General features: G+C 35.5%; 18 protein-coding genes and 1 tRNA gene. 8 read left to right on the plus strand and 11 right to left on the minus strand.

Going from position 1 to position 23341, the window contains the following annotated elements:
* Positions 1–16 precede the first annotated feature (16 nt).
* The 10 genes from ACSV4D_RS07625 to ACSV4D_RS07670 all read right to left on the minus strand — a co-directional run bounded on the left by ACSV4D_RS07625 (position 17) and on the right by ACSV4D_RS07670 (position 12194).
* Positions 17–1612, minus strand: a complete 1596-nt coding sequence (locus tag ACSV4D_RS07625; RefSeq protein WP_439227725.1) for a PepSY domain-containing protein — start codon at positions 1610–1612, stop codon at positions 17–19.
* 82 nt (positions 1613–1694) lie between these two features.
* Entirely contained in the window at positions 1695–3845 is a 2151-nt protein-coding gene (locus tag ACSV4D_RS07630; protein WP_439227726.1) for a TonB-dependent receptor, read from the minus strand.
* Between the two features lie 94 nt (positions 3846–3939).
* Positions 3940–4320: a hypothetical protein gene (locus ACSV4D_RS07635; RefSeq protein WP_439227727.1), complete on the minus strand. Its 381-nt coding sequence runs from the start codon at positions 4318–4320 to the stop codon at positions 3940–3942.
* A gap of 112 nt (positions 4321–4432) precedes the next feature.
* The gene (locus tag ACSV4D_RS07640; RefSeq protein ID WP_439227728.1) at positions 4433–4948 is read right to left on the minus strand and encodes a GNAT family N-acetyltransferase; all 516 of its coding nucleotides are present in this window, start codon (positions 4946–4948) and stop codon (positions 4433–4435) included.
* 120 nt (positions 4949–5068) lie between these two features.
* A complete protein-coding gene (locus ACSV4D_RS07645) occupies positions 5069–5839 on the minus strand; it encodes a hypothetical protein (RefSeq protein WP_439227729.1) in 771 nt (256 codons plus the stop codon).
* 162 nt (positions 5840–6001) lie between these two features.
* On the minus strand, positions 6002–6754 hold the full coding sequence (locus ACSV4D_RS07650; RefSeq protein ID WP_439227730.1) for a hypothetical protein: 753 nt from the start codon (positions 6752–6754) through the stop codon (positions 6002–6004).
* A gap of 426 nt (positions 6755–7180) precedes the next feature.
* Positions 7181–8809, minus strand: a complete 1629-nt coding sequence (locus tag ACSV4D_RS07655) for an acyl-CoA carboxylase subunit beta (protein WP_439227731.1) — start codon at positions 8807–8809, stop codon at positions 7181–7183.
* Positions 8810–9075: 266 nt separating this feature from the next.
* Positions 9076–10074, minus strand: a complete 999-nt coding sequence (lpxD, locus tag ACSV4D_RS07660; protein WP_439227732.1) for a UDP-3-O-(3-hydroxymyristoyl)glucosamine N-acyltransferase — start codon at positions 10072–10074, stop codon at positions 9076–9078.
* 204 nt (positions 10075–10278) lie between these two features.
* Positions 10279–10728 (minus strand): YhcH/YjgK/YiaL family protein, encoded by a 450-nt coding sequence (locus ACSV4D_RS07665; protein ID WP_439227733.1) that lies wholly within the window; start codon positions 10726–10728, stop codon positions 10279–10281.
* Between the two features lie 386 nt (positions 10729–11114).
* Positions 11115–12194, minus strand: coding sequence for a phosphatidylinositol-specific phospholipase C1-like protein (locus ACSV4D_RS07670; RefSeq protein WP_439227734.1), 1080 nt, complete (start codon positions 12192–12194; stop codon positions 11115–11117).
* 253 nt (positions 12195–12447) lie between these two features.
* Here ACSV4D_RS07670 and ACSV4D_RS07675 point away from each other — a divergent pair, with 253 nt between their 5' ends.
* From ACSV4D_RS07675 to ACSV4D_RS07690, 4 genes are all read left to right on the plus strand, one after another.
* Positions 12448–12948, plus strand: coding sequence for an RNA polymerase sigma factor (locus ACSV4D_RS07675; protein ID WP_439227735.1), 501 nt, complete (start codon positions 12448–12450; stop codon positions 12946–12948).
* A gap of 110 nt (positions 12949–13058) precedes the next feature.
* A complete protein-coding gene (locus ACSV4D_RS07680) occupies positions 13059–13967 on the plus strand; it encodes a FecR family protein (RefSeq protein ID WP_439227736.1) in 909 nt (302 codons plus the stop codon).
* A 78-nt stretch (positions 13968–14045) separates the two neighbouring features.
* Positions 14046–17321, plus strand: a complete 3276-nt coding sequence (locus ACSV4D_RS07685; protein ID WP_439227737.1) for a SusC/RagA family TonB-linked outer membrane protein — start codon at positions 14046–14048, stop codon at positions 17319–17321.
* A 3-nt stretch (positions 17322–17324) separates the two neighbouring features.
* Positions 17325–19091, plus strand: coding sequence for a RagB/SusD family nutrient uptake outer membrane protein (locus tag ACSV4D_RS07690; RefSeq protein WP_439227738.1), 1767 nt, complete (start codon positions 17325–17327; stop codon positions 19089–19091).
* Positions 19092–19170: 79 nt separating this feature from the next.
* Here the strand turns inward: ACSV4D_RS07690 and ACSV4D_RS07695 are convergent, their stop codons facing one another.
* Entirely contained in the window at positions 19171–20682 is a 1512-nt protein-coding gene (locus ACSV4D_RS07695) for a right-handed parallel beta-helix repeat-containing protein (protein ID WP_439227739.1), read from the minus strand.
* 141 nt (positions 20683–20823) lie between these two features.
* On the opposite strand from ACSV4D_RS07695, the gene ACSV4D_RS07700 reads away from it, so the two are divergent.
* From ACSV4D_RS07700 to ACSV4D_RS07715, 4 genes are all read left to right on the plus strand, one after another.
* Entirely contained in the window at positions 20824–21258 is a 435-nt protein-coding gene (locus ACSV4D_RS07700) for a PaaI family thioesterase (protein WP_408078797.1), read from the plus strand.
* Positions 21259–21297: 39 nt separating this feature from the next.
* Complete coding sequence (locus ACSV4D_RS07705; protein ID WP_439227740.1) at positions 21298–22359, plus strand: chorismate-binding protein; 1062 nt, start codon at positions 21298–21300, stop codon at positions 22357–22359.
* Positions 22360–22432: 73 nt separating this feature from the next.
* Complete coding sequence (bshB1, locus tag ACSV4D_RS07710) at positions 22433–23149, plus strand: bacillithiol biosynthesis deacetylase BshB1 (RefSeq protein WP_439227741.1); 717 nt, start codon at positions 22433–22435, stop codon at positions 23147–23149.
* Between the two features lie 75 nt (positions 23150–23224).
* Positions 23225–23298, plus strand: a tRNA-His gene (locus ACSV4D_RS07715).
* Positions 23299–23341: the final 43 nt, after the last annotated feature.

Here is a 23341-nt window from a genome sequence, read left to right on the forward strand (position 1 = left end):
CTTAGGAACTTAGAAACTATTTTTTTATAAAAAGAATTAACCCTAACACACTCACAATTAAAATACAAAGTGCCGCTAGAACCATTGTTAAATCACGCACGTTTTTGCCGGCCCAATCCATAAACAGGTATTTGTGTAAAATAGCAAAAGAATAACCTTCCACCATATCTGAATTTTTAATTTTAGCAGCCAGCCTGGAAGTGGCAGTTTCAATAAAATAAGTTGTTTTTTCAGGTGTATCATAAGCCAGTTTTACAACCGGTAAACGCTTGTTGACAAATCCATATTCTCTGCTTTCAAAATTAGTAATCACTTTCGATTCTAATAATTTTACATTTTCTAAAGAAGCTTCTGATTCCTCAGGAATTTCCGGATTCATCATTTCACAACAGGCTGCTTTTGGTGCGCCATCTGTAAAATAATAAGCCAAAAATTCAGCATATTGCAAGTCTAAATCAGGAGAAATTGTATTTGTGGAAGCATTAATGTAAACCACTTCAGTTTTCTGATTGTCTTTTTTATTCCATTTTGAATTGGCATTTGACTTAGGTTTTTTGAATTTTCCGCTTGCTTTTTCTTCTAATTCACAACGGTAATAAATGTTGTCATTAAAGGTAATCAGACTCGCATTTTGAAAACGGCTCCAGTCTAAATTAAGCTTGTTGTTAGCCAGTTGAATTTCACTGGTTTTAAAAGTAGGCTCGTACACCATTTTGTCTAAAGTGTATGGATCCCACTTGGTAGTAGCATGGTAGCCTCCGCTAAAGGCAAAAGTTAAGGTGAAAAGAGAAATCCAGATCCCAATTTGGCGGTGGTATTTTCGGATTCCTTTTTTAGGTTCTAAGCTGTCAGATTTTTTGAATTGTTTCCACAAAAATCCATAAATCACAATTCCGCTGATGGCCGAAAGTCCAATTATCGACAACAGGAAAATCATCGTGATAATGCGAATACTGTTATTGCTGATCGCATCAATAAACGACCAGTTATGAAACACATCAAAAAACCAGATAAAAAACTGTCTTGATGTGGGGTTGAAAGTAGCCAGTTTGCCGGATGAAGTTTCCACATACACTTCCATGGTGTCGGGACGGTCTAAAGTAACTTTATAAACCGGTAAATATCTGTTGACATACTTGTACTGATTGTCAAATTCGGTGATGATTTCGCTGTTTTTTACGCTGCTCTTCTGATCGTCCAGAAAGTAACGGGAGAGCCATTCCGCATATATTGTATCTCCGTTTTTAAGTTCATTTCCGTTGGCGGTATCAAAATAACGCAAATCACCAATCAGGTTTTTTACCTGATAAAAAGTAGTATTGTTGAAAGAAACAATCCTGAAATTAGTAAATTGTTTGATATTGTTTTTCTCTAAAACTTCCTGAATGGAAAGAGACAGCTTACTTTGAGGAATTGTTACAGTTTCTAATTTGTCACGGGCAATCTCCGGTTTGAAAAAATGCGCCATAAAGGGATGCATCAATCCTGATAATGTCCAGAAAATAACCGGAATGATAGTAATAATGCCAATGATTCTGTGCCATTGGTACATATTCTGCTTGATTTTCCGGATAAATTTGGAATCTTTTTTTCTGTTGTTTTTCTTGCTCATCTTTGAGGATATATGATTTATTTTTTAGCCACAGATTTAAAGTCTTTTTCTAAAATAGTTACAATCTGAGATAATTTTATTATTAGTTTTTCAATGAAAAATTATATTGTAATCCTAATAAGAAAGTTCTGGGAGCAGCAGCTAAATAAGAAGGTTGTGATGTGTTTAGATTTCCTCTGGATACATTATAAGCATATAATTTATCAGTGAGATTTATAATGTTTCCGTAAATTTCAATGCACTTCCATTTGTAACCCGCTCTAAAATTAAAAATATCATAGCCGGAATATTTTACAGTGTTTATCTGATCCTGATAATAACTTCCCACATGTTGCCATTCTACAGAAGTCCTGAAATTAGGAAACCATTCCGGATAATAATAAAGTTCTGAATTTCCGGACCATCTTGGAGCAGCAGGCATTTCTTTTCCGTTTAAGTTTTGTAAAGCATCTGTAGTTTTATCCGAAACTTTGAAATCAATATAATGGTGCTGGGCATAAGTTCCTCCAAGTCTAAAATTAATTTCTTTACAAGGTTTGTAGTTAAAACCTAATTCAATTCCTTTATGACGGGTTGCTCCGGCCGAACGATAATCGGTTGAATTATCTTCCAGTTTTACATTTAATAATTCGTTTTTACCTTCCATATAGTAAAAGGCGTAGTCAAAGTTGAGTTTGTTTTCTAATAAGCTCATCCAGCCGCCAATTTCGTAATTATTGAAAGTAGCCGGTTTCAGATTGTAATAAAACTCAGCCGGAACCCCTGTTGTTCCACCTGTTCCTGATTTAGTTCTGAAAATAGAAGTGATTCCCGGAGGAGCAAACCCTTGAGAATAATTACCATAAAATCCGGCATTGTCAAACGGATTATAATTGGCTCCAATTTTAAAAGTAGCTTTATCATAGGTTTTACTTCCTGATGAAAGGTCTATGGCATTTTCATAATCTACTTTCATATTATCATAACGGCCTCCTAACGAAAGCACTACTTTTTCAAAAGGGTTAAAACTCAATTGTGCATAAGCAGCACTGTTGTAAATATCGGCAGTGTAATCGGCTATTTTTAAGTCTGGGCGTTCTGCAATAATTTCATAATTGTTTACTGTGACTCCACTGGGATTTAAGTTAGCTTTTAAATCTGTTCTGTAAGACCAGTAAGTAACAGGAGAGTAATCATATAAAGCACCCGCTACTAATTTGGTATTTAAGAAATCAAATTTTTGAGTGTGTTGTCCAATAGCACCATAACTTTTAAAGTTATTCGAATTAATTTCTCCGGTTGCAGTCGTTGGATTATTTGTGGGACTCCATCGAATGCCGTAAGAAGGGTTTTGTCCCAGTTTGTTGTTCCTGTGATAGACTGTTAAATAGCTGCTCGCGTTTAAATTCCAATCGTGTTCCAGTGTTAATCGCGTACGCAAAGCATCCGATTTTCTATAGGTAAAATCAGAAGTGCTTTTGTAATCCCGATTGTAAAAATCATTCTCATTCACACCGCCGCTCATATCCGAATAATATTTACCCCACATGGTATTGCTGATTAATCGGGTAGAAGGACTAATATTATAATCAATCCGGACATTCAGATTGTCTTTATTATAATCTGAAAAAGTCATCCAGCCATTTTCCTGTAAACTGGAAATTCCGGCAATATGAAAACCAATTTTTCCAATAGTGGCTCCTCCGGCAGCCTGAACTCTTTTATAACCCCATTGATCGGCCTGGATTCCAAATTTAAATTCCGGATTAATACTGGGTTTTAACGATATAAAGTTAATCGTTCCGCCTACTGCTTCGGGTCCGTAAAGAGAAGAAACCGGCCCTTTTACGACTTCAATACTCTGAAGATTGAACTGGTTGATTTCCAGCAAGGCATTGTGGTTGAAGATTCCCATGGGTCTTATGGGTAAACCATCTTCCAGATATAAATAATACGCATTCGTAGTCATGGGCTGACGAATAGCCATCATGTGCTGTTCATTTCCCAGATTCACCATCAATACACCGGGCGTTTTATTGATAATTTCGTAAGCGGCTGTAGCTTTAGATTCATCGATGGTTTTAGCGGTTAATTTGCTAATGGCGACCGGCGTTTCTTTACGTAAAGTTGCGGTACGATTGGCGGTTATAAAAACATCATGAAGTTCGTGGACATTTGTAGTATCGGATTTGCTTTTATTTTGAGCAATAACAAATTGGCTTATCACTAATAAAGCCAGAAACATTTTTTTCATTTTAATGGATATAAATTATGAAATAACGAGCTTTTCCCGGATTGAATCCAAGAAAATTTCTTTTCAGTAAGAAATTGAAAAGAGATATTAAAATTTATATCAAAACGGATGGAGGTCTAAAGGAAGAAAGAGAAACTGAAACGGGTTGCTTCTCTATTGTATAGAAATTAGGTTTGATAATAAAATCAAATGCTATTAACTTAAAATCATCAGCAACAACGGTATTTTGAATAAAAACCAAATCTACTTTGCTGTCGAGATTGTTTTGCATTCTTTTTTCGTTGTCTTCATATTTTTTAAGACTTTTTTGAAGTTCACAACGACCGTTACAACTGTTATTCACCATTTTTCGCTGTACACAAATGGTTTTTGCAATTTCGTCCTGATTTAATTTGAATGAAGTATAAACAAAGAAACTACCAAAACTAGGTAGTAATAAAAGGATAGAAAGTACTATGCTGAATAATGACTTCAAAAAAGCGGTCTTTTGTTTCGGCTGCAAAAATACAGTTTATTATTTTTTTGCGAATACTTTTTACTTTTTTTAACACAAAAAAACAGCTTTGTCTAAAACGGATTAGTTTTTTCTAGAGCTTTTTTGGCAATACTTTTTCAAAAGCTTTTCTGGCACTTCCTCTAAAATAGACTTCGCCACACAATTGATACCCCAGTTTTTCAAAAATTTTCAGCATGGCAATATTGTCAAAATTAGTATCGGCTTTGATGCTGTAGATTTTATTGCTCAGGGCAAATGCTTCAATGAAATTTAAAATCGTTTTTGACAAACCTTTCCCTAAATGCGCTTCATCGATAGCCACACGATGGAAAACTACAAAATCATCATTAGTCAACCATTGCCCAATGATGTTAGCATATTCAGGTTCGTCGTTTATCATTACGGCGGTGTAACCGATGATTTCCTCGTGGAGAGTCAACACAAAAGCGGCCTCTTTTTCAATGTCTTTTTGTATCACTTCAGGATTGGGATAACCATCCTGCCATTGATTGCTGCCGTCTTCTTTGCGGCGTTGAATGGCTTTTTGTAAAATAGCCCAAATTTCAGGGATTTCAGCAATTACGGCTTTTCTAAATTGATAATTCATGGATTAGACTTTTAATATATGACAAAGAATATCTTTTCGTAACCGTTCAGTTTTCGGCTTAACGAAAACTTGATGCAAAATGGTAATTCCACTAAATTCGCAAATGGCGCAAGACGTGTGTTAGCAGGAGTATATTATTCCGTGTTTGTTTCTTAATTCTTCATCATCTATAAAATTCAAACCTAATGTTCTTTCGAAATATTTAAATGCCAAATAAATCGAATTATAACAATACTGAAAACTTTCATCTATTTTATGAAGACTGGTCGGGTCAAAATTCATTTCTAAATAAAATGAAAAATTTGAATAATGAACAAAAGTTGAAAAATCACACCAAAAATAATAAGCTCTGTCTTTAAAAATCTCGACGTCTCTTGTTGAAACAATTGAACTTGCGACTTGTGATAACTGTATGAAATTTTTAAATCTAAAATTAGCAATGTCTTGAAAGTATTTATGGTTTTCTTGTTTTCCAATAAAGACTTGCTTCAAATCCTCAAACTGTTGGTTATTCAAGTAAAACTCATTATTTCCGTTAAAATGTTTATGATTACTATCTGTCAATTCTTTCAGTGATTTGAAAGTCTGTTTGTGCGCTTTAGCATTTATTAATATTATTTTTTCTTCTTTATCATTTTGAAGTTCTAAATATAAAATATGTAAAAAGTCATCAAGCATACTTCTTAAAATGATATAAGGAGTTGTAACTAATTCTTTATTTCTATTTTCAAATATTTTGCTTAAATCCAATAACATTATTGCTTGTCTCCTTAGAATTCCTAAATAATAATCTTGAATTTCATTTCTAATCGGACATTTACCTGCTAATTGGTCTAAGTTTTTATTGGCTAATTCAGCAAGTTTTTTTGCTTGTTGTGAAAGGTTGTTCATGATTTTCTGAGGTTATATGCCTGCTAACGTTTTGCCGCTTTGCGAAGGCGGGGATTTTCAGCACTAAACTTCATTAGATGCACAAAACTTGAATTTAACACTTCACTTTCATAGAAGCACAAAACCCCCGCTTTTGCAAAACGGCTGTTAGCACTTCGCCCTTTATTCTGTCGGTGGTTTCGCATTGTTTATAAGCGGTAAATAGTCGTGAATTAGGTCATAAATAAAATTGCCCAATAGTTCGGAAAATATCAGTCCGAATAGGAAAGTAATTGAAATTGCCAAAATTGGATTTTCTTTAAACCAATCTTTTAGTTTGTAGTACGTCCCAATTTTTAATCTTTTGATTTCGTTCTGTAAGTCACTCAAAAAGTCCTTTGGAAGCGTTTTACTTTGCAAAAGATTGAATACTGCTGGGCTAATTTTTGGTTGTCTGAAAAAAATGGCGATTTGGGGCTTAAAAATAGCCTTGTCGAATAAGCAACCCGTAGCATTTGTCTGCATCAATTCTGTCGCTTGTTGTGAAAGCCCGCTATATGCTTGGTAAATTGTCGAGAAAGCAAGTAAGAAACGAATAATATACATTTCAACTGAAATCCCTTCGTGAATATTTAATGACTCAATGTCAAAAATTGAAATAACAATTAACTTTTCAGAAATTGGTCTTGAAAAATAGTTTCCTTGTAATGGTCTGTTTACAATTACAACCGAAAAGTCAGCACCCGTTTGTCGAGTTGTCAAAAAGTTAAAATCATTGTCTGATAGTCGAAGCGTTTCTCTATTCAGTATTTCAGCATTATTATTCTCTGAAATAGCAAAAACTGAAAATATTGAAGAACTGTCTCCAAAGTTTTGAATTTTTTGAAAGTCCACTGGATAAGTGTCCCCTAATTGTATTATTTCGATTTTCGTCATTGTTGTGTCGTCTTTTAGGGTGAGTGCTAACTAGTTTATACCCGAAATAAACCTTCGTATATACACCCAAAATCAGTTAGATTGTTGAAAGTTTTTTTGTTTTCTAGTTTTGTCAAATATATTTATTTTTTCTTACAAATAATCAAAAGGACTTTTTATTTGTTGCACTCTTTTGGAATTAAGTAGTAGTTTTATGGATTGTACTATTGAAAACCAGACGTACTAAAATAGCCCCGATAGCAGCGACATCTCCCGCCTTTTTTGGCGGGGAATACAGCGGATAGCGGGAGGGAAGTGATTATGAAAAGGAGTAGTTGCGCTGCTAATGAAAAAATATTAAAACGATTCTCGTCCCGATAGTTATCGGGACATTTTTTGTTTCGTTTCACTGCACAAAAAACACTCGAATTGACGTTTAATATTAGATTACACCTGAATCACACCCAGGTTAAATTGCTTTTCAATAGGAGCGTGGTTAGCGGCTTCGATACCGATAGAAATCCATTTTCGGGTTTCCAGCGGGTCAATAATAGCATCGGTCCACAAACGGGAAGCGGCATAATACGGTGAAGTTTGCTCATCATAACGCGCCTTAATTTTAGCGAATAATTCGGCTTCCTTGGCTTCATCAACAGTTTCACCTTTGGCTTTTAGGGATGAGGCTTCAATTTGTGCCAGAACTTTAGCGGCTTGAGTTCCGCCCATAACGGCAAGTTCGGCACTGGGCCAGGCTACAATTAACCTTGGATCATAAGCTTTTCCACACATCGCATAGTTTCCGGCACCATAGGAATTCCCCACAATCACAGTGAATTTAGGCACTACCGAATTACTTACAGCATTGACCATTTTAGCACCATCTTTGATGATTCCTCCATGTTCTGATTTGGAGCCCACCATAAAACCGGTAACGTCCTGAAGGAAAACCAAAGGAATTTTTTTCTGGTTGCAATTGGCAATAAAACGAGTGGCTTTATCGGCACTATCAGAGTAAATGACACCGCCAAACTGCATTTCGCCTTTTTTAGTTTTGATTACTTTTCGTTGGTTGGCAACAATTCCCACCGCCCAGCCGTCAATACGGGCATAACCGGTAATAATAGTTTGTCCATAGCCGTCTTTGTACGCTTCAAACTCCGAGTTGTCCACCATACGACTGATGATTTCCATCATGTCGTATTGTTCGGTTCTTGCCTTAGGCAGAATTCCATAGATTTCTTTTTCGTCTAAAGCAGGTTTTACAGCTTTGATGCGGTTGAATCCTGCTTTGTCATAATCACCTATTTTGTCAACAATGTTTTTTATTTTATCTAAGGCGTCTTTGTCATCTTTGGCTTTATAATCCGTCACGCCTGATATTTCGCAATGTGTAGTAGCTCCGCCCAGGGTTTCATTATCAATGCTTTCGCCAATAGCGGCTTTCACCAAATAACTTCCCGCCAGAAAAATGCTGGCTGTTTTGTCAACAATAATCGCTTCATCACTCATAATAGGCAAATAAGCACCGCCGGCAACGCAGCTGCCCATAATAGCCGAAATTTGGGTAATTCCCATACTGCTCATGATGGCATTGTTTCTAAAAATGCGTCCAAAATGTTCTTTGTCCGGGAAAATTTCGTCTTGCATAGGCAAATACACTCCGGCACTATCTACTAAATAGATGATTGGAATTTTGTTTTCCATCGCAATTTCCTGTGCACGAAGGTTTTTCTTAGCGGTAATTGGAAACCAGGCACCTGCTTTTACGGTAGCATCATTAGCCACTACAATACATTGTTTTCCTTTGATGTAACCTACTTTCACCACAACACCTCCCGAAGGGCAACCACCGTGTTCTTTGTACATTCCGTCTCCCACAAAAGCTCCAATTTCGATACTTTCGGCTTTGTCATCCAATAAATAATCCACACGTTCGCGAGCGGTCATTTTGCCTTCGGAATGTAATTTTTGAATGCGTTTTTCGCCTCCTCCTAATTTAATTTTAGAGAATCTTTGTCTTAAATCAGAAAGTAAAAGTTTATTGTGGTCTTCGTTTTTGTTGAAGTTTAAATCCATAGTGTTTGTAATTGCAAGAAAATTGATGGCTAAAATACAAAACCAATTGAAGTTTTTTACTTTTTTACCCTATAAGTCATGCAAGTTTTTTGATTTTATCTGAAGAAAAAAGCTAAGCTCATATAAGGTTTAGTAATCTGTGTCATCTGCGGTAAAAACTTTTTAGACAGTATCTTTTTTTAATTCAATTTAGAAAAAAAAGAACCGCAGATTCACAAAGTTTAAATTTCATGAATCTGCGGTAAAAATAAAAAAAAATAAAAAAATTATTTCTTAGAGTCGTTTACGAGTCTTTTTAAGATTGCCCATTGTTTGAGTGCGTCACGAGCTTCCACAGCCGGGTACCCCAGCACGGTTTTACCCGCCGCAATATCGCAGGTTACTCCTGATCCGGCACCCACTACAGCACCATCGCCAATAGTGGTGTGATCTTTTATAGAAGCGCTTCCGCCAATGATTACACCATTGCCTAAAGTCACGGAACCTGCAAGACCGCTGTTCCCAGCCATAATACAAAACTGTCCTAACTTGCTATTATGCCCTATTTGTACTAAGTTGTCTATTTTACAGCCATTCCCTAAAACGGTCGAGCTGAATTTTCCTCTGTCAATACAGCTGTTAGCTCCAATTTCGACATTGTCGCCAATAATTACATTTCCAATCTGTGGTATTTTAGCCAAGCCTTTTTCAGGACAAGGACGAAAACCAAATCCATCTGCCCCGATAGTTACATTTGGATGAATAATGCATTCATTTCCTATATGACAACGCTCTCTGATGACAGTACCGGACCAAATAATAGTATTTTCCCCGATGGTAGACTCATCCAGAATAGTGGTGTTTGGATAAATAGTAGTGTTTGCTCCAATTTTTACTTTAGGTCCAATATAGCTTCCGGCGCCAATTTTAGCTCCGGGACCTATAAAAGCCGTTTGATCTACTACAGCTGTAGGATGAATAGCTACATGAAATTCAGGTAGTGATGGCGCAAAAAGTTCCAGAATCTGAGACATGGCCAGATCGGCATTTTTAACAATTATAAAGGCTCTGTTTTCTCCCGGTTCAATAGAAATATCTTCATTTACAACGGCAACACTTGCTTTTGAAGTGGCCCACAGTTTTTCATACTTTTTATTTCCAATAAAAGAAATCTCAGAATCAGACGCTGCTTCAAGTTGCTCTGCCGCAGTAATGTTTTGAAGCGTAGATCCTGATATAACGCCTTTTAGGACATCATTTATTTCCTGTATTGAATAAGATTTCATGTTTTGTTGAGAAGATTAGGTTAAATAGAAGGGTCAAATAAAGTGATTCTATATACATAATCCTAATTTTTTAAGAATAGCAGCAGAAGATTTAACATCAGCTTCTATTTAATGCATATTTGTAATAATTTTATTAAATAAAAAAAGTGTGAAAACAAAAAAAAACTACTTGATAAAGTAGTTTTTTAAGAAGTAAAGAGGTCTTTATATTTTAACCTTGATGACTATTTTTTTTATTTTTCCGTTGCTTATCATGGCAGCATGCACATCTTCCGGAAATAATATAGTAAACTGACCCGGATTTAGTTCAAAAAACATATCGGGTTGGTCAAAGAAAAATCGAACGTCTTTTTCATCGCTGTAATCGCCATTAGGGCTTACACATTTTTCTCTTGGTTTCCAGGCATAGGTTTCCGGTCCGGCAACGCAAACCTGAATATCGATATTTTTATCGTGGCATTCAAAATGTACTAAACTTTGTTCCTTAGAATTTCCATTTCCTGAATTTACAATGATTTTTAAATCATCAGTATATTGGGTTACGCCATCAGCCAGATTAGCTAAATCATTTTCATTTAAAAATAGGAATGCTTTTTCGAAGGCTGGATGTAAGCCATAATATTTTGCAGCATTGTTTAATGAATCTACAATCATTTTAAAGTTGTTTTTTAAATTTTAGGTAAAGTAATAATTCCGTTTTGGGAATAAAAAATAAAAATACAGTTTTAAATTTAATGGTCAGACAAAATTTGCAAGAAATAATGCTGCGACAGCCGAAGATTGAAACTAAGCCGTTGGATGTAATTAGTTTTTGATGATGATTTTTCGTCAGTTCGAGTGATTTTCGATAGAAAATTGTATCGAGAACAAGAAAAATTATTATCAAAAAAGATTCTCGATACATTTTTTACTCCATTTTATTACGCAAAAAACACTCGAATTGACGTTTTTGATAATTACACCCAACGGGCTGAAACTAATAAAAGCACAAAGGGATAATCAGTGCTGATTATCCCTTTGGTTATATAAAAAAACGATTGTTATTTTTTTTCTGAAGCTGCTGTTACGGGATTTACCCTTACATAACTGCTGTCCTTAAATTTTATTTGGTAAGCAGAATCAAAAAAAGTACTTGGTTTGTAATAATCGGTGGTAATAATTTGTGCGCCGGAATTACAGGCCTGATTGAAATGAGTGTAGTCGTTTTTACGGGCTTCTTCAGTATTACTGTCGGCACGGGTTCTTATGATATATCCTTTTTTTACTAAATCGGTTATGGTTTTGTCTTCGGCGTTATTTCTAAATAAAGTAGCCGCTTCGGGAGTTCCCGGATTAGCATTTACAAAAACCATACGGTCTTTAAGGGTAGGATGATTTTGCATGTATAAATCCCGTTTTTTACCACTATCATCGAGAATGAATAAAAATTTTCCTTTCGCCTGAGCCAATGTTGGCCAGTTATTATTCCGTACCGCTTCTTCAAGAGTATTATATTTTCCTCGAACCATATCCGGAGTAATAACCTTATCCATTCCTAAATTAGTTTTAATAACCTGATCCACCTGATCAAACAATTCGGCCGTGTAGGTTTCGGGTTCGGTACCGTATTGATTCTTTTTACCATCTTTAGGTTCTAAAGTAATAAATACCGGTATGTGTCCGGGATTTGCATCTGACCAGGATTTTAACGCCTGCAAACAATCTTCAAAAGTTAAAAACGAAGTTGTGAAATCAATATCCGGAATATGCAATATTTTGAATCCGGGCTTATTCATTTTTCCTTCAGCATCAAAAGGTTCTTTTGATGTTGCCAGTTCCAGACCTTTAGGTTTTGCATATTTTCCACCTTTACTGTCGGCATAAATATCGATTTCAAGATTACGTAAACCCATATTGAGCTGGTCAGTAATGGCAATGTGTTCGTATTGAAGCCCTTTTAACTGATGCAAAGAATCTTTACTTTCCAGGAATTGGTATAAACCGGGTTCTATTGCTTTTTTATAACTGTTGTGAGAACCAATTACCTGAATTTTATTTAATCTCAATTGGTCGTTTTGAGCTGACAACTGATAGGATACTGCTGTAGAAGCGATAAGCATTACTAAAGTAGAAAGTTTCATGTTTTTTGAATAAAAAATTAATGCTGACAAAAATAGTTTGGAATACCCACTGTTCTTGTCGTTTAAAAATAATAAATGGTAATGTAAATGTTATTATTTAAATCGTAAAAATCTTTTTTACAACTATGTTGCTTGAGATAAAAATTACTGTAAAAAAATATTGCTGATTATTAATTTAAAAATAACCTTAGGATAAAATGCAGGGAAGTTAATTTTTATTATTTAGCACCTCACTTTGTTATGCTTTTTAAAAATGGGTTATTCTTTCGATTTCGAGAAAATATATAATGACTATTGGGAAAAGTTAACAGCATTTTCGTTAAAAATGACTCAGGATGAGCAACTGGCTCAAAATGTAGTTCAGGATGTATTTATAGATCTTTGGGAAAGGAAAGAACACGTAAATATTGCTGCTGTTGAGAGTTATTTATTCAGAGCTGTAAAAAATCAGATTTTTAAGAGTTACAGAAATGAAAAATTTGACAAAACCATTCTGGAAGATAAATTTGAAAACTACCTTATAGAAAATCTATCTACTGTAGAATCTGATTTAACCGATAAAATTTATGCTCTTTTGGATACTTTGCCGGAGAAGAGAAAGGAAATTTTACTGATGAATAAACTTCAGGATATGAATATTGATCAAATTGCCTCCGAATTAGATCTTTCGAAACAAACGGTTAAAAACCAAATTTCATCAGCATTAAAGCAACTGCGACACGGTTTAAAAGAGTTTACTTTTCTTTTTATGTAAGCTTATTTTAAGTTGTTTTTTTTAAGATAACCTTCCATTAACAATCTCATAATATTTCCGGATAGTACGATTATTCATTTTGGGTACTTAGTAGTAGAAGACTATTCAGGATGACAAAAAAAATAAAACACAGTTTAGAAACTCTTATTGAGAAAAGTTTACAAAAAAAAGCAACACAAGCCGAAGAAGATTTGCTGGAGGGATTTATGCTTTCGGAATACGAAAAAACAAGTTGGGAAAAAAACCTAATGGGAACTGCTGTTAATGGATTCGGTAAGATAGAAAAACACATAGCTAAGAAAAGAATTTCCCGATACATGGCTTATGCTGTTGCAGCAAGTGTTGTGGTTTTATTGAGTCTGGGATTATTAATACAACCAGAGGTCTCAGATTCAGCTAAAATGCTGACACTAAAAACAGGGAAGTCTTCAGATTCTGTTCGTTTAGCAGATGGTTCCGTTATTTATCTCGCGGCTAACAGTGTTTTTGAGTATCCGGATCATTTTGCAGAAGACCGCCAGGTGAAACTAATTAAAGGAAAAGCTTTTTTTGAAGTAGCTAAAGATCCTCAGCATCCTTTTATAATTCGTTCAGGAGATGTCCAAACAAGAGTGGTAGGGACTTCTTTCCACATTCAGATGAATAAATCAAGTTGCAATGTTATTGTAGTTGCCGGAAAAGTAAATGTATCGGCTAAAAACCAGAGTGTCGATTTAGTCTCTAATGAAGAAGCCCTCTTTGAAGCTAATACATTAGTGAAAAAGAAAGCCTCTAAAATGCTGGTTGTAAATTGGTATAATGAGGATATCGAACTGAAAAACGTAAAACTGCATGAAGTTTTAGAACTATTGAAAAATAAATACAATGTAACATTTGAGGTAAAAAAAGATTCCCTTTTAAATACATCACTCACTTTATACATTGAAAAAAATGCTGCATTAGAAAATATTTTAAAACAAATAAATTATATCTCTAACCTAAAATTTGAAACAAATGGCAATACCATAACAGTGAACTAAATACCACAAAAAAAGAAGCCATAGTTGCTGTGAACAACCATGGCTCATAAATAAGTCATAAACTAATAACTTAAATAAATGTATTTTAAATTCTCTTATTTAAAACTAAAGAGTGCATTCTTTTTAGCAATCATCTTACTGTCTTTTCAAACAGCATATTCGAAAAAGATAATAACCGAGGCACCAAAAATAACTATTAATTCTAAAAAAGCAACATTAATCTCTATTTTCTCACAGCTAAGCAAACAAACAGCTTATAAATTTAGTTATGGTCAGGCAGTAATTCAGGATAAAACCAATTATGAGGTAAGTTATACCACTACATCATTAGATGCGGTTTTGAGTGATTTATCTAAAAAAGCTCGTTTTGATTTTAATATTGTTGAAAAAACGGTTTTAATAAAAAAGCAAGCTGTTCTTAAGAAAACTGTTGTTGAGCAACAAGTGGTAAAAGGAGTAGTTCTGGATGAATCCGGTCAGCCTTTACCGGGGGCTACAATTATAGAAACAGCAACTAAAAATACAGCTGTTACTAATATGGACGGTGAATTTCAATTGAAAGTTGCTCAGGGTAAAACAGTTGAAGTGTCTTTTATTGGATATAAAACTAAAACAGTTGTGATTAAAGGATATACATTGAATATCACAATGGAACCGGATTCATCAGAACTAAATGAAGTAATGATTGTAGGGTATGGAAAACAATCTAAAGTAGATGTAACCGGTGCAGTAACGCAGTTAAAAGCGGCTAATTTTAAGGAAGGTGTTAATATCTCAGCAGATAATTTATTGCAGGGAAAGGTTGCCGGAGTACGGGTGGTAAGCACCAGTGGAGAACCGGGAGCGGGAGTGAATGTTTCTATTCGCGGGGTAGGATCTATCAGAAGCGGGAGTACCCCATTGTTTGTTGTGGATGGAGTGCCGTTGGCAAATGATGATGTGAGTCCGTCAGGCACAAATGTTGGTTTCGGAGCTTCGGCGGCTAAGAATCCGTTGAACTTTTTGAATACAAGTGATATTGAATCTATCACAGTATTGAAAGATGCATCGGCAGCAGCCATTTACGGAGCCAGAGGTTCTAATGGTGTAGTAATTATCACGACTAAAAAAGGTTCTAAAGGAGAAGCGTCGTTTACGGTTGATTCCTATTTAGGATTCTCAACAGTGGCTAAAAAGCTGGATGTGTTGTCGGCTGATCAATACAGAAACGCTATTACAGAACCTGCTTTTGATCATGGAGGAAACACCGATTGGCAGGATGTGATTTACAGAACAGCTGTTACTAAAAACAATTCATTGTCTTTTGCTAAGCAGACTAACTCAGGGAATTACTATGTTTCTCTGGCACAAATGGATCAGGAAGGTATTGTAAACCAAAGTAATTTTAAACGTACTTCTGCCAGAATTAATGCGGCAGAATCTTTTTTGGATAACCAAAGATTAAAATTAAAAGTGAATGTAACGGCAAGTGAAACGACTGACAATGGCGTTCCTACCAGTGATGACGGAGGTTCTAACGGACAATTGATTATTCACACTTTAATGGCAAACCCTACCAGATCCGTATTCGATGAAAATGGCGAGTACACTAACTTTAATATGAATGCTCATTATAATCCGGCTTATTTATTGAGTATTTATGAAGACGAAACCCGCACTTTGAGAGTTTTGGGAAATATCGAAGCTTCTTTTAGAATCTTTAACGGACTGGAATACAAATTGAATTACGGAGTAGATCGTTCCATTGCAGAAAGAAATACAACTATTTACCCTAATATCACTGATTTAAATCCGATAGGAAGATATGCTCAGAATAATCTGGAGTCAAAGAGCTCACTTCTGGAGCATTATGTAACGTATAATCTCAATCGTGAAAAACATAAGTTAGAAGTATTAGGCGGTTTTTCATATCAAAAATTTGAAAGATCAGGAACCGCTTTCACCATTGATGGAATTGCTGATAAATCATCAGGAATTAAGCCTGAAAACAATCCGGCTTTTTCAGGAGTAAAACCCAATTTAACAGGATTTGCTCAGGAAAATGAATTGCAGTCTTATTTTGGAAGATTAAATTACACTTTTGACAGAAAGTATCTTGTAACTGCTTCTATGAGAGCGGATGGATCAACCCGTTTTGGTGAAAATAACAAATACGGTTATTTTCCTTCATTTGCTTTAGGCTGGAATATTAATGAAGAAAATTTTTTAGTAAATTCTGCTGTGGTTGATAACTTAAAATTGAGAACAAGCTGGGGACAAACAGGGAATCAGGAAGTTGAAAATAAAATTACACAAGCAAGTTATGCACTCGCAGGTGCAGATGGTTATTATCTTTATGATGATCTTGCGTTAGTAAACGGTATTTCAGTGACACGTACTCCAAATCCCGATTTAAAATGGGAGGTGGTTACACAATATAATGTGGGGCTTGACTTTAATTTATGGAGAGGGAAATTATACGGAACCTTAGATTATTATAATAAAACCACTACTGATGCTATTTTGAATATTCCTTCCCAGGTACTGAGTCCTACTAATACGGTTTGGGTAAATATTGATGGCAAAATTGTAAATAAAGGGCTTGAATTTATGTTAGGCTCACAAGTTATGAAAACAGATAATTTCTCCTGGGATATCGATTTTAATGGTGCCACTCTTAATAATGAAATTAAAAATTTACCTGTTTCGGAAATTCTTTCAGGTACCATTTCCGGTCCGGGACAATCGGGAGTACTGGCAAATATCTACAAAAGCGGTCATGCTGCAGGTTCGTTCTATTTATTAGATCATATTGGATTTGATGAGGATGGAGCCGATATTTACAGAGATACTAATAATGATGGCGTAATTAACAATAGTGACCGTATTATTATTGAAGGAGCACTGCCAAAATTCACTTATGGATTTAACAGCCAGATGCATTATAAAAATTTTGATTTCTCATTTTCTATTATTGGACAATCGGGAGGATATTTGTTAAATAATACAGGGTTAAATGCCTTGAATATAAACAACCTGGCATCTGATCGAAATGTATCTTCAGATTATTATAATTCAGGTGCCAATGCGACGAATTCCCCTCAGCTATCTACATTATATTTAGAAAAATCAGATTTTATCCGACTGAACACTGCCCGTATCGGATACAATTTCAAAAATCAAAATTTAAAATGGATGCAGAGTTTAACACTCTACCTGACAGGTTCCAACTTACTTACGCTGACAAACTACAGTGGATATGATCCTTTGATTAACAGTCCAAAATCAAGTGGAGGAAATCAGTCTATTGGTATTGATTATTCCAGTTATCCTACATCCAGAACATTTATTCTTGGCGCAACTTTAAAATTATAAATTATGAAATTAAATAAATTAAAATCAAGTCTGTTAGTTGTATTTGCATTGTTGTTTCTTACAGGCTGTACTAACTTAGATGAAGTAGTACTTGATGAGGTATTGGGGGCAGATGCTTCCAGTGTTGATGGTGCTTTGGCAGCTGCATATGACCGTTTGGGAGACGGAACTTTTGTAAGCAAAAATGTGTTTGCCATGCAGGAATTCACTACTGATGTCGCTTTGCTGCCTACAAGAGGCAGTGACTGGGGAGATGGAGGAAAATGGAGAGCAATGCATGAGTTTACCTGGACTCCGGGTAGTGCTATTGTTACTGATAACTGGAACTTGCTGACGAATGGAATTACAAGATCACTCTCGGCTATTAAAATTATTAATAACAGTAATGATCCTCAAAAAGTACTATTTCTGGCTGAAGCCAAAGGACTTTTGGCTTTTTATACCTACACCACTTTAGATTTGTACGGTCAGGCTCCTTATCGTGATCCTTATACTGAAGATGCATCTTTGGAGATTTTGAAAGCAGATACTCATATTGATCAGTTAATTTCAGATGTAGAAGCCATCATTCCGGATCTGGCTTCTTTAGGTGAGAATAATACACATACAGGCCGATTTACTAAAGAGGCTGCTTATGGTTTACTTTCAGCAATGTATTTAAACAGAGCTGTTTTTAAAGATCGTTATAATACTACTTCCGGTTTTAACTTTACTGAACCGGCCGTTTCCGGCGAAGGAACAGATATGGACAGAGTAATTTATTATACTACATTGTTAATTGATTCCGGGAAGTTTAGTCTGGAGCAAAATTATTTTGACAATTTTGCAATTGATAATTCAAACGGTTCGGAAATCATCTTTGCTATAGTTCAGAAAATTGATAATATCAGAAACGGAGATAATGATTTCGCTTATAACTCCATGGCACGTAATCAAAGAGCTTCCCCTGATAACAGAGGTACAAACGGTTCTTGTACTACTCCTGAATTCTACCACAGCTGGGATAATAATCACGATGATCCGCGTTTTGGAAGAGCTTATCAGTATGAAGACGGAACCTGGTTTACAAACACCGAAGAAGGAAGTGTACCTGCAAGCGATATTGTACCTAATAACAGCAAAAACTTACCCTGGTTTCATTTTACCAGAGGTATGATTGCCGGACCGCAATACGGTCCAAAATTAACTTCTTCAGGTGGTTTCGAAATGACTGCTGACGGAAGAATCAAAGTGTCCGAATTGTATATGGAAAAAAGTACGGGAACGAGAATGGATTTTACACCGGAATTGAATTTTGATGATCCTACAAAATCAGTATTTGCGCAAAACCAAATCAATCGCGGGGTACGTTGCTTTAAATGGGAATTTGATCCCGAAGCAGGAAACGGAGCCGGTAAAGTGGATATTCCTTTATTTAGATTAGGCGGAATTTACACGATGAGAGCCGAAGCTTATTTCCGTAAAGGACAAACAGGAGCCGCTTTAGAGGACGTCAACGCATTACGAATTAACAGAACCAGAGAAGCTTTGTATAATAATGCTCCGGGTAAAGCGCTCTTGTCTATTGACAGTGAAATATTATACAAAGAAATTGGTTTCGAAATGTATTGGGAAATGTACAGAAGACCGCAAATGATTCGTTTTGGAAAATTTGATTTGCCTTATACTGCTAAACCTGCTTCTGAACCTTTCAGAAGAATCTTTCCTATACCGCAGCAAACATTAGATGTGACTAAAGAGTTTAAACAAAATTTTGGTTATATCGAATAATAAATAATTCAGATCAGATTACAGAATCCGTCCAATAATTTTTGGCGGATTCTTTTTTTATATCTAATTGCTTTGTACTTTATTTAGGAAAAGGCATATTCTGATATGCACCTAAATCGGGAGGAGAAGTTCTGGATTTTCCATTGATATCCAGTGGAATCAGATAATCGGGATTTCCTTTTGCGAAAGCGGCAGAAGTATTATCAATATTAAGTTTGTTTTTTGCAATATCAAAAAAGCGGGGACTTTGATTTAAAATGACAGAATTGTAATGCATTTTATCATCAAAATTATACAATGGATTTGAATTATCAGATTCTGATTTTAACAAGCAATTATTGAATTGATAGTTAAAAGAAGCTTCGATATTTTTATCTAAATAAAGCGCATTAGAATAACTTCCGTAAATAATACAGTTGTTAAATGTAGCCTGTGTTAAAGCTGAAGCTACCGGATTTAAGCCGGGTTGGTAATTGCTTATGGTTACTGTGGACTGATTTGGATTATTCCAGTAATTAGCAAATGTGCAATGGGTAAATTTATAATTGCCTCCATACGTACATGCTAAAGCAGCTTGTCCGGCAGTATTGATTATAATGTTTTCACCGATTATGTGTGCATTTTGAGCTAAAATTCCATAATTTGAAGAATTATAGATTTGGCTGTTTTTTATGGATACGGTACTTTCATCATGATAGTCAATACGCAAACCAATTGCTGCATTTTTAATAGTCAGATGATTAATACTGTGATTGCTGCTGCCGTTACGCAACCAGACAGTGTTCCATTGCCCCGGAATGTTAGCATAACCGGCTTCAAGACGATCGCCTTCAAAGACAACTTCATTTTCCTGTTTATTGGTTTCAGAAGCTTTTCCATTGCATCGTAAACTGGCTGATTGTGGCACTATCAATCCTGAATCAGAATGAAAATATACTCTTGCTCCTGCATCAAAAGTCACTGTTTTTCCTTCGGGAACAGTAGCATAACCATAAATAACATAGGGTTTTTGATTGGTAAAATGCAGTTCGTTGCCATTTGCAGCATCATTTTCATCCAGATAAAAACCGCTGACTGCTGTATCGTCAAAAGTCACGGTTTCCTTATTTCCATTGCTTAAACGCTTTGGATATAAAAAAACAGCATCTTTCACTAAGGTCAATAGTGCTACTTTTTGCAAATTGGTTCCGCTGTCAAATTCAATATTGTCTGTATATAAAAAATCATCCGGATTTGCATCAGCAATGTTTGGCGTAGTTTCGATAAAAACATACATGCTGTCTCTGGCTAACAAAACGACATTGTTAAAAACTCTGTTATTATCTCCCTGCATACCATCAACCGTCATCCGGTATTTAGAATTTAATCCCTTGCTGAATTGAATTTTAGGGATATGGATGTCGTTTTTACTTTGGTTATATACTTTTAAAAGATATGTACCGGAGCTGATAGTTGAAAAAACAGTGTCTAAAAAAACAGTGTCCTGTGAGAAACCTAATTTTCCGGAACTGGGTACGGTAGAAAAATCCGAACGGCACGAACTAATGGTGAGTAGCATTCCAAATATAAAAAGCAGCGGAAAGAAACGCATGGGTTTTTGGTTTTTTTGTAAAAATAGAAAAAAACTTATTCCTCACTGCTGAATTTTTAAATCCTTTGCAGAATATGCTTCTCATTTAGAGGATAGTCTCTATTCTTTTCTTTATTTTTACAATCGATTAAAATAAAATTCATGACATTCGATAAAGAAAAAATATTGGAATACTGTAATCGTATTTCAAAAAATACTTTAATGGAAACTTTAAATATAGAATATGTGGATGCAGGCGAAGGTTTTTTAACCGCTACTATGCCGGTTAATCCCAGTGTTCACCAGCCGATGGGCTTATTACACGGAGGAGCTTCAGTAGCCTTAGCAGAAAGTGTAGGCAGTGCGGCATCTTTTATATTCATCAATCCGGAAGTAAGTGAAGTAAGAGGTATAGAAATTTCGGCTAATCATTTAAAAGCCAAGCGGGAGGGTATTGTAACGGCAACGGCAAAAATCATTCATCAGGGAGCAAGTATTCATTTATGGGAAATCCGCATTACAGACGAGCGGGACAACCTGATTTCACTATGCAAACTGACAAACATGGTTTTGCCTAAAAGAAAAAAAACAAGCTAGATTTTATTGAGATAAATGAACCTTTAATAAAAACAATATATGATTGATTTTTTTATAAAAGTAAAGCAACAAGAAGCTCAGGAATTGCCATTTGTTATTTACAGCAAGCCTTACAAAACAGAAGTAAGAGGTTTTTTTCAAAAAAATGATCACCTTTATTTTGCCGAAACCTTAGATGAAACCGGTTTTGTATTTGCTCCGTTCCATGGCAGTCAGATGATATTAATTCCTAAAAATCAGTCGGTGATCTGGGAATCAGAAATTGATCCTTTAGAGGAAAATCCAATTGCTGATTTGGAGTTTACAGTAAATGAACAAGGAAGATCACAATTTGAAAATCTGATTCAAAAAGCAATAAAAGCTATTGAAAACGGGGAATTTACAAAAGTGGTTTTATCCCGAAAAGAAATTCTTGAAGTTCCTCACTTTGATTTGGTTACCGTTTTTACCAGATTGATACAGCGTTTTCCTAATGTTTTTTGCTATTGCTGGTACCATCCTAAAATAGGTTTATGGATGGGAGCTACACCGGAACGATTGTTAAAAGCCAGTCGGAAAAAGTTTTGTTCGATGGCATTAGCCGGAACACAAAATTTTAATGGTACTACTGATGTTGTCTGGGAGCGAAAGGAAATGGAAGAACAGCAATATGTTACTGATTTTATACTGGAAAATCTCAAAGGTCTAACTTCTGAAGTTGCAGTATCGAGTCCGTATACTGTTCAGGCCGGAAATGTACTGCATATAAAAACCGATATTGAAGGAATAATAAATAAGACCTCTAAGTTGACTCAGGTTGTTTCTGTTCTACATCCTACACCTGCTGTTTGTGGTTTACCCAAAGATGCTGCAAAAGAATTTATCATGGAAAATGAAGGTTACGACAGAAAATATTATACCGGTTTTTTAGGAGAACTGAACAAAAAAGATTTTACTGAGAAAAAGCAAAAATCGGATTTGTATGTTAATTTACGCTGTATGCAAATAAAAGGAAAACGCGCGCACTTGTATATGGGTTGCGGAATAACCAAAGAAAGTATTCCTGAAAAAGAATGGAATGAGAGTGTAAACAAGTCGTTGACTATGAAAAGTGTTCTTTGAAGGGAGTGTTCAGTTAGCAGATTTCAGAAGTCAGAATATAGAGAAAAGAATATAGAAAATAGAGAAGAGAGTAATGAAACTAGATATATTAGCATTTGGAGCGCATCCGGATGATGTTGAATTAGGTTGTGCAGGAACAATTTTAAAAGAAATCTCATTAGGGAAGAAAGTGGGTATTGTTGATTTGACCCGTGGTGAATTAGGAACCCGTGGATCGGCAGAAATTAGAGATCAGGAAGCAAATGCTGCGGCAAAAATCCTGGGGGTGTCAGTAAGGGAGAATTTAGGAATGAGAGATGGGTTTTTTATCAATGATGAAAAGCACCAGCTTGAAATTATCAAAATGATCCGTAAATACCAACCTGATATTGTATTATGCAATGCCATAGAAGACCGGCATATTGATCATGGCAAAGGAAGCAAGTTAGTTTCTGATGCCTGTTTTTTATCCGGATTAATGAAAATAGAAACAGCGCTGGAAGGAAAGCAGCAAAAAGCCTGGCGTCCTAAAGTAGTATACCATTATATTCAGTGGAAAAACATTGAACCTGATTTTGTGGTTGATATTTCTGGATTTACTGAAAAGAAAATCGAAGCTATTTTAGCCTATCATTCTCAATTTTACGATCCCGATTCTACAGAACCGGAATCACCAATAACATCAAAAAACTTCTTTGAAAGCTTAAATTATCGCTCCAGAGACTTAGGCAGGCTCTCAGGGTTAGATTATGCTGAAGGTTTTACAGTTGAAAGATGTTTGGCAGTCAATAGCTTAGGTGATTTGATGTAAAAATCTTTGTTTTTTTTCAAAAAATAGTTTGCAGAAGCCAATAAACGTTGTATATTTGCAACCGCAAAGCAAATGGTGGTTGTAGCTCAGCTGGTTAGAGCATCGGTTTGTGGTGCCGAGGGTCGCCGGTTCGAACCCGGTCATCCACCCAAAAGGCAAAAGCCTCGAAGAAATTCGGGGCTTTTTTTGTAC

The sequence above is a fragment of the Flavobacterium sp. ARAG 55.4 genome (assembly GCF_051846875.1).
Taxonomy (GTDB): Bacteria; Bacteroidota; Bacteroidia; order Flavobacteriales; family Flavobacteriaceae; genus Flavobacterium; species Flavobacterium plantiphilum.